The sequence below is a fragment of the Novipirellula sp. genome (assembly GCF_041583735.1).
GTDB lineage: Bacteria > Planctomycetota > Planctomycetia > Pirellulales > Pirellulaceae > Novipirellula.
On sequence record NZ_JBFHFD010000410.1, the window covers coordinates 1 to 7,875 of the forward strand.

A 7,875-nucleotide genomic window follows, 5' to 3' on the forward strand; every position below is an offset into this window, starting at 1 on the left:
CGCCAACGGGCTCTAGACGCCAGTGGAGCACGATCTGCGACCCAACTCACACGTCAGCCATCGTAAATTATACACTAACCGCCGTTTTCATTATTTAGGGTGCCGCGAAGCGGAATGAGGACTCGCCAGAGCGTGGATGGTGGCTTCTACCTACCTAACTAACTACCTAATCCGAATTGCTATCAACTTTTAACTCATCAGCAGACTTGGTTGCAAAGGGGGGGCGGTGCGGGGATCCACACGGCGAAAATGCCGTGGCCAATATCGAATCCAATGTCATCCGCATCTGGCAGCGGACTTAGCGAGTCACGACAGCGAGAAGCTACAGCGTTTAGAAGTCACGTCGTGAAAAATAGACGCAGCTGGTCGTCAACAGCACCGCGATAAACAGCGTGCAACTGAGGACGGGTTCGAGGATTTTGTAGCGAACCAATTCGACGGGCCCAAACTCGTCACGGTTGATTTCAAACGACGATTCGCCACTGACAATCGCAGCGATGGTGCCCCCCAGTTCGCTCGTCTGAGGCGTGATGCTGCGAAGCGGGCCGATCACAAAACGATCGATTTGACGCCATGTCGACAACTGCGGTCGCAGCGTGCGATGCAGCGTCAATGTCTCGGCATCAAGCAAGTCCACTTGGTCGATGTGATGTGCAATCATCAGCGTCGAGGATCGCTTGTCCGTGGCAATCGCATCGATGTTAGTTTGGGGCAAGGGATCACTGAGCGTCCACTTTTGCGAATCTGACTCACGCGTCAATGCGCGGCATCGCTGATCGCTGGTCAAGACGACGAAACGCGAATCGTCGCCAATCGCGATTGAGGACACGACCGACAAACGGTCGGGTAGCGGCACGCTTACCGTCGGTGTGAGGGTGTCGCGATCGAAAATCTGAAGCGAGTCAGCGTCGCTGGCTAGCAGAACCGAGTCGCGACTCAGCGCGAGGAACGCAAAGCGAGGTAGCGAGGCATCGATGGTGTGTGTGGCGACGACTTTCCATGCCGCGCTGGATCCAAGTTTGGGCGTTGTGGAATCCGTTGTCGGTTGAAGTCGTGACAGTTGCTTGCCGCTAAACAAAACCATCGTATCGCCTGAGGCATTGATCCCAACGCTGCGGGGCGGAGTAAGCAGGACGTCGCTGGGCAGGATGTCTTGGAATCCTTCGGTAGCCGCCCCCATCATGCTCGCCAATTTTTGCAGCCAGCTGTTCTGCGGGGGAGCGGATGACATTCCGCTTGCGGACGTTGCCGCTGCGGAGTCGTCGTCTACCTCTTTGCTATAGCTCGGTTCACCCATCGCCTTGCGGACTTGTTGTTTTGATGTAACGGCAATCCCGCTTGAATTGATCGCGAATACTTCGCTCGTTGTGGTTGCAAGCTGCTGGGTCGCCGTCGGCAATCGCAAACTTGGCTGAGCACGCCACTGGTTTGCTTCGTCGAGCACGAGCAGATCAAAGCCGCCGAGTCCAAACGGATTAAAGCGACCGCCGCGGACGACCGCCGTCACAATGGTCGAGTCATCGATTGCCACTGGCGCAAGCACGCGGTTGCGTCCGAGGGCTTCGGATTCATAGATCTCGTCCCACTGTTCGGTTTTTACGTCCCACCGTAACAAGCCCTCGCCCCGCGTTGTCGCGAACACTTCATCGCCTGCGATCGTCATTTGGTTGATCGTGCTCGGGCGTGTGACAAAGCCGTCAAAGAAGCCACCGATCATGCCCACGACGACCAGGTAGGCACCAAACATGCATGTGATCCCAATCGCCAAAATGGGCGATCGAAAGCGAAGCCCCGCAAGCGTCGAGACGCTGTAAAAGACGGCAAACACAAATACCGAAACGGGGATGCAAAGCAGCAGGCGGGCGTTCCATACATCCAATCGCAGTCCCGCGATCAAGTACAGTCCGATGATCAATTGAATGACGCACAGAAACACAAACGCGCAACCGCCCACAAACTTGCTTAGCAGCAGCAGCCAACGCGAGACGGGTTTGCTGAGTAGCAGGTGAAGTGATCCCGGTTGCAGCATGTCGGGAATGATTGACGCCGTGACCAAGATTCCCAAGAAGACGAGGATAAATCCGAGCAGCCAATTGATGATCGTTGGCACCACAATCTGATTTAACAAAATCAGAAATTGTGTTTTGTCGACGGCAAAGCGTGCAGGGAAGTCGATGCCCAGATAGGTCAGCATGATCGATCGAGCCGAGCGTGATTCAAACACACCAGGAATCGCGGCCTCGATCCGTAGTCTCGCCCGGCGTTTGCGTAGCGTTTCGTCGATCTGGTCAGGGCCGAGTTCATCGAGCTCACGAAGCTCACGCAGTCGGGCCGTCGATTTCCATAGCTCGGCGTCGTACCACGACTCGTCCTCGAACAACGAGTTAAGCGAATCCGCCAGCGTGGTGAAGTAAAACCGCACATCTTCGCCTTGGCCAATCTGACGCAGTTCGCGTTTGACATCTTCGGGCAATCCATTCGCGATCTTACCGACCGGTGTGTCTGCTTTACTGGGGTCGGTGATACCCGCCGCCAACATCGCTTTGAGTCGACCGCCGTTATCGATATCACGATCACGGAACGTGGTGGTGAAGTCTTCGCGATATCCGATTGGCGCTAGAGCTCCTAGCAGAATCCAAATCGCGATAAATGCCACCCACAAAATTCGCGACGACAGCGCCGCGTGAAACGAATCGAGAATGATCGCGATGTAAGGCCACAAACGTCTCACGTTGTCTCCTTGGATCTTGAGACTTCACGCATAAATGTCTCTTCGAACGATTCGCGTTTTAGTTTCAATCCGCGGAGCGAAAATCCGTTGCGTCGTAAACCATCGACCACGTCATCGACCTCGGATTGCGAGGACAGTGGCAGCGTGAACTCCAGCGTCAAAGCATGCGGAGCGTCAAGGTCGGCCGACGTCGATGTGGGATCGGAGGGCGTGCCGCCAGCGAATTGGATGGCAGGAAAGGATTGCCGCAGCCATTGGGTGGGCTCTTGAGCCGAGGACCCCGGTGCGGGCATCGCGACTTCGAATGCGACTTCTTCGAAGCGGTCAAATTGAGTCAGTTCATCGATGCGTCCAGCGACACAGATCTTGCCATGAGACATGATCGCGACACGTGAACAGATCAATTCGACTTCTTGCAAGATATGGCTGTTCAAGAAAATCGTCTTTCCTGATGCTCGCAATCGATCGATAACCTTGCGGACTTCGTTGCGACCCACGGGGTCGAGCCCGTCGGTGGGCTCGTCCAGGACGAGCAGATCGGGATCATGCATCAGCGCTTGGGCAAGTCCGAGTCGTTGGTACATCCCTTTGCTGAACTGGCGAACCGATTCTCGGTCGCGTCCTCGCAGCCCGACCAGTTCCAGCAGTTCGTCGCTGCGTCGGTTGATTTCAGCACCCGACATCTGGCTCATGCGAGCATAGTAGCGTAGCGCGGATCGCGCGGAATGATGACGGTCAACTCGCAATGATTCTGGCAAATAGCCCACTCGCATTCTCGCCGCGATACTGCCGGCCGGTTCGCCAAACAGCGATGCAGATCCAGAGCTGCTGCGAATCACACCGAGCAGAATTTTGATCAGCGTGGTTTTACCGGCGCCGTTGGGGCCGAGCAACCCGAATACTTCGCCTGCGCGAACTTGCAGACTCGCTCCTCGCAGGGCCTCGACCACATGGCGGCCGCGAAAGGACCACGCCGAGTACTTCTTTTTCAGATCCGAAACATCGATCACCACCCGCTGCGATGGCGATCCATGTGAAAAAGGATCGACGGATTCGCGATGTCGATGGTCTGCGGGCGGCGTCTCGTCGAGATCCACAGAGTTGCGGTCCGTGATGTCCAAACGCTAGACCGACAAAATGCGGAGGAGTAGATACGACAGCCAAGTGAAGGTCACCGCGACCATCCCGATCGCCAACCAGCGGTGGGCGGGTTGACGCCACGATGGAGGATGGACTTCGCGTTCATAGATATGGCGAAATCGTTCACGCTGTTGTTCGGAATCAAACACCCCGTCGTCGACTAATTCATGCAGCCCGAATTGAACCGAATATTCAACCACCCCGAACACGCTGCAGCGATGTTGATCGATATCGACGCCGACTCCCTCGAAATACCACAGCTGGTTCCCAAAGGAGTGTTCGGATTCGAGCGATTCATCCACGCAACGCAACTGGACAACGTCACTTTGCTCGGGACAGAATCGTGCTCGCGTCATCGCGCGGTTACAATCCAACCGAACCTGTCGGATCGTTCGCTCTGAAAAACGTCGTGTTCGCGTATCAGCGCCCATCGGCCTGCTCCGGATTTTGCCGTTAAAGGGGGTTATATCGCCTCATCCCATTATTATTGCGGCTTCCGTTAGTAGCGTCACTGCCAGAAAGCTCGTTTTTTTTAAACTCAGCGGGGATCCGCGAAGATAGTCCTCTTTTATTTTTCCTAAGCCGATTCTTTTTACAGCCTTGTGGCAACAAAATCGCTCTCGAGTGTGGGGGGGACGTTGCGGCTTATTTTTTTGTCTCTGATTTGTAGCAATCTCCTTTATGGCCATCAGCATGTTTGAACGCCGTTCCTTGACCGCTCCCATTACTTTGGGGGTGGTGATGATTGTGATCGTCGTGGTGTTGGCGGCGGTGTGGATTATTGCCAGCTGGTTGAGCGCGCAAGGGGGGCAAGCATCGAAGCCTGTCTTTTGGGTGATTCTGGCCACCGGAGTCATTTTGCTCGCTGGCATGCTGGCTGGCTCGATCGCTTATCTGACGCTGACCGTCAAAGCGGTGAACTTGAATCGGCGGCAATCCAATTTCATTGACTCGGTGACTCACGAGCTCAAAAGCCCGATTGCGTCACTGAAGCTGTACTTGCAAACGCTGACCCGGCGGAACGTGGGCGAAGAGCAACAGAAGGACTTTCATCGGTTCATGCTCGAGGATGTCGAGCGGCTCGATTCCCTGATCAACCATTTGCTTGACGCCGCCCGCATCGAGCGTGGGACCGAGCCGAGTGAGAAGGAAGAGGTGCGGCTGGATCAGTTGTTGCTTCAATGTAGTTCCGCAGCCTGCTTGCGGTATCGTGTTCCCGAGGACACGATCATCGTCGAGAGTCCTACCATCACCCTGCGAAGCCAACCGGTTCAGTTGGAGATTCTGTTTCGAAACTTGATCGACAACGCAGTGAAATATGGCGGCAATCCTAGAGCGGTAGCGGTCCGAGCCCGGGTGGCCGATGAGCAACAAGTCATCGTCTCCATTATCGACAACGGCAACGGCATTCCAGCAAACCAGAAACGCAAGGTCTTTGGTCGCTTCGTTCGGCTAGGAAACGAACTCGAACGCAGCCAACCGGGCACCGGATTAGGGCTGCATTTGGTTCGCAATGTAACAAAATCGGTGGGAGGGTCGGTGCGAATTCTCGATCGTAGTGATCAGCCCGGCACTGAGTTTCAGGTGATTCTAAAAGGACTCGTTCGGGGCGAGGACGCCTCGCCCAGCGACCCTTCAAGTGAACCGCTCTCGCAACGAGATGAATTTAGAAAGTAATCGTCATGCCCGCGCATATACTTGTTGTTGAAGATGAAAAGCACCTTGGGGTCGGTATCAAGTACAACCTCGAGGCCGAGGGGTATCGCGTCTCGCTCGTCGAGGACGGTCCCACCGCGCTGCGTTTGATTGACGCCAGTTCGGCGTCGGTCGATTTGGTCGTGCTCGATCTGATGCTGCCCGGCATGAGCGGGTATTCGGTCTGCGAAGCGATTCGTGAGCAGGGATCGATGATTCCGGTGTTGATGTTGTCTGCCCGCACGCTTGCCGAGGATCGGACTCGCGGTTTCGACGTGGGGGCGAACCAATACATGAGCAAGCCGTTCGAGTTGGATGAATTGCTCAGTCGGGTGAAAAACCTGCTCCAAATCGCAGGGTTCGAACGGAACAAGCCTGCACCCAAAAAGGCTCGAACAGCAGTATCCGAAGTGCAGTTCGGTTTGCTCGAGGTCAACTTTGAAACCCACGAAGTTCAAGCCGCCGGTAAACCGGTGCGGATGACGCCCAAGGAGTTGCGGCTGTTGCGTTACTTTGTCGAGAACCCGAATCGGGTCATCAGTCGCAATGAATTGTTAAGTGAGGTATGGGGGATGTCGGGCAATCTGCAGACGCGAGCGGTCGATCAATTCATCGCCCGGCTGCGAAAGATCATCGAGCCCGATAGCACGGTTCCCGTCCATCTGCTGACGATCCGTGACGCTGGCTACCGATTTGTGCTCGAGCCAAACGCAGGCGAAAGCGGAGGCCATGAGAAAAGCGGAGGCCATTAGAAAAGCGGAGGCCATGAGAAAAAGGCCGCCAATGTCGCACGCTTCTCTGGGGTTGAAACCCAGGGGCGAAATCCGCCTATGAAAAAAGCCAGCCTGCTTTCGGAAAAGCAGATTGGCTTTTTGTGTTTTAAAACCGCGGGGTCGCGGGTTCACGATTTCGTTTACTCGTCGCTGCCTGCAGCAACGGTTTCTTGCTCTTGTTGCGGAGCTTCGGATTCGAACGAAGGGCGTTCCGCTTTTCGCTTGACGCGATCGTTTTTGCCAACGAGTTCAAGGATTGCGCGGGTACCGGCGTCGCCCAAACGAGGTGTAGCCAGACGCAAGATGCGTGTGTATCCACCGGGACGATCTGCGTAGCGTTCGGCAATCGTGTCGAACAGGATGCGAGTTGCTTGGCGATCACCAATCAACTGCACCACGCGTCGCTGAGCCGCAACAACCGGCGCGCGGGCTGCAGCCCACTTTGCCCAATCGTCGCTGGTTCGCCATTTCTTGTAGGCGTCGGTGCCACGTTCCGCTGGCGCTTCGTACTTGCGAGCTTCTTCAGCCGCAACCAACGATTTCTTCGCGATCGTGATGCACTTTTCTACCAAGGGGCGAACCTCTTTGGCTTTGTGCAATGTGGTCGTGATGCGTCCGGCAACCTTAGGGGCGTTGTCGTCGTAAGTTGCATCGCGTTCAGTAAGGAACAGTGCACTGGCCAAGTTCTTCAGCAGCGCCTTGCGGTGGCTTGGACTTCGTCCAAGCACGCGGCCTCGTCGTCGGTGTCGCATGGCGGAATATCCGTCAAAAAGTTTCTATAGAAATTGTAAGGGGTTTTCGATGACGCAAGCGTCATCTTAGAACAAAGGTTGGTTTGGCACTCGCATGCCAAGATGCAGCCCGTACTGAGAAAGTTTCTCGCGTACTTCGTTTAGCGTGGTGTCGCCAAAGTTGCGAACTTCAAGCAGCGAATCTTCGGTGCGTTGGACTAGGTCGCGAACCGTCATGATATTTTCGCTTTCCAAGCAGTTGTTGGCTCGGACCGACAAACGCAGGTCGGCTAGCGTCATGTTCAGTTTCGCTTCGAGTTGAGCCTCGGGCGATCCCGTTCCACCGCGTGCAGCCGAGAAAATGCTCGGTCCGAGTTCGCGGTACTGAACGAATGGGTTGAGGTGTTTGCGAAGGATCTTCGCCGACTCGACCAACGCCAATTCGGGGTTCAGGCTGCCATCGGTCCAGACTTCGAGGATCAAACGGTCGAAGTTGGTTTTTTGACCAACACGCGTTTCCTCAACTTCGTACCGGACACGGGTGATCGGGCTGAAGACCGCGTCGATTGGAATGATTCCAATTTCGTGGTCAACGCTGCTGTGCTCGGTGCTAGGCACATAACCGCGACCATTTTCGACAACCATTTCCATCATGAAGGGAACGTCGTCGGTCAGCGTCGCGATCACATGATTCTTGTTAATGATTTCGACATCAGCATCGGTTTGGATGTCCGCGCCGGTGATCGGGCCCGCTTTGTCACGTTCAACCGTGATCACGCGAGTCGCTTCGGTGTGGTTGCGAACG

At 55.4% G+C, this 7,875-nt stretch carries 7 protein-coding genes; 2 read left to right on the forward strand and 5 right to left on the reverse strand.

Features of this window, described 5'->3' with window-relative positions; all coding sequences use genetic code 11:
* Nucleotides 1-331: 331 nt before the first annotated feature.
* The 3 genes from ABX962_RS24155 to ABX962_RS24165 are packed head-to-tail and all read right to left on the reverse strand — an operon-like array spanning nt 332 to nt 4,302.
* Entirely contained in the window at nt 332-2,731 is a 2,400-nt protein-coding gene (locus tag ABX962_RS24155; RefSeq protein WP_372723067.1) for an ABC transporter permease, read from the reverse strand.
* Entirely contained in the window at nt 2,728-3,828 is a 1,101-nt protein-coding gene (locus ABX962_RS24160) for an ABC transporter ATP-binding protein (protein WP_372723069.1), read from the reverse strand. Before ABX962_RS24160 ends, ABX962_RS24155 begins: the two co-directional genes overlap by 4 nt.
* Nucleotides 3,829-3,855: 27 nt before the next feature.
* The gene (locus tag ABX962_RS24165; RefSeq protein ID WP_372723071.1) at nt 3,856-4,302 is read right to left on the reverse strand and encodes a hypothetical protein; all 447 of its coding nucleotides are present in this window, start codon (nt 4,300-4,302) and stop codon (nt 3,856-3,858) included.
* Nucleotides 4,303-4,564: 262 nt separating this feature from the next.
* On the opposite strand from ABX962_RS24165, the gene ABX962_RS24170 reads away from it, so the two are divergent.
* Both ABX962_RS24170 and ABX962_RS24175 read left to right on the forward strand, forming a co-directional pair.
* Nucleotides 4,565-5,548 carry a sensor histidine kinase gene (locus tag ABX962_RS24170; RefSeq protein WP_372723072.1) on the forward strand — a complete coding sequence of 328 codons (984 nt, stop codon included), beginning with the start codon at nt 4,565-4,567 and terminating at the stop codon, nt 5,546-5,548.
* 5 nt (nt 5,549-5,553) lie between these two features.
* On the forward strand, nt 5,554-6,318 hold the full coding sequence (locus ABX962_RS24175) for a response regulator transcription factor (RefSeq protein WP_372723074.1): 765 nt from the start codon (nt 5,554-5,556) through the stop codon (nt 6,316-6,318).
* 161 nt (nt 6,319-6,479) lie between these two features.
* Here the strand turns inward: ABX962_RS24175 and ABX962_RS24180 are convergent, their stop codons facing one another.
* Together ABX962_RS24180 and rpoA are read right to left on the reverse strand one after the other, a co-directional pair.
* Complete coding sequence (locus ABX962_RS24180) at nt 6,480-7,091, reverse strand: L17 family ribosomal protein (RefSeq protein ID WP_339940589.1); 612 nt, start codon at nt 7,089-7,091, stop codon at nt 6,480-6,482.
* Nucleotides 7,092-7,157: 66 nt separating this feature from the next.
* Nucleotides 7,158-7,875 (reverse strand): DNA-directed RNA polymerase subunit alpha (rpoA, locus tag ABX962_RS24185; RefSeq protein WP_372723076.1); only part of this gene is annotated, 718 nt, incomplete at its 5' end.

Bases quoted from the DNA above. Each gene is read 5' to 3' on its own strand.
- ABX962_RS24180 (WP_339940589.1), bottom strand. From the start codon at position 7,091: ATGCGACACCGACGACGAGGCCGCGTGCTTGGACGAAGTCCAAGCCAC.
- ABX962_RS24170 (WP_372723072.1), top strand. From the start codon at position 4,565: ATGTTTGAACGCCGTTCCTTGACCGCTCCCATTACTTTGGGGGTGGTG.
- ABX962_RS24175 (WP_372723074.1), top strand. From the start codon at position 5,554: ATGCCCGCGCATATACTTGTTGTTGAAGATGAAAAGCACCTTGGGGTC.
- ABX962_RS24165 (WP_372723071.1), bottom strand. From the start codon at position 4,302: ATGGGCGCTGATACGCGAACACGACGTTTTTCAGAGCGAACGATCCGA.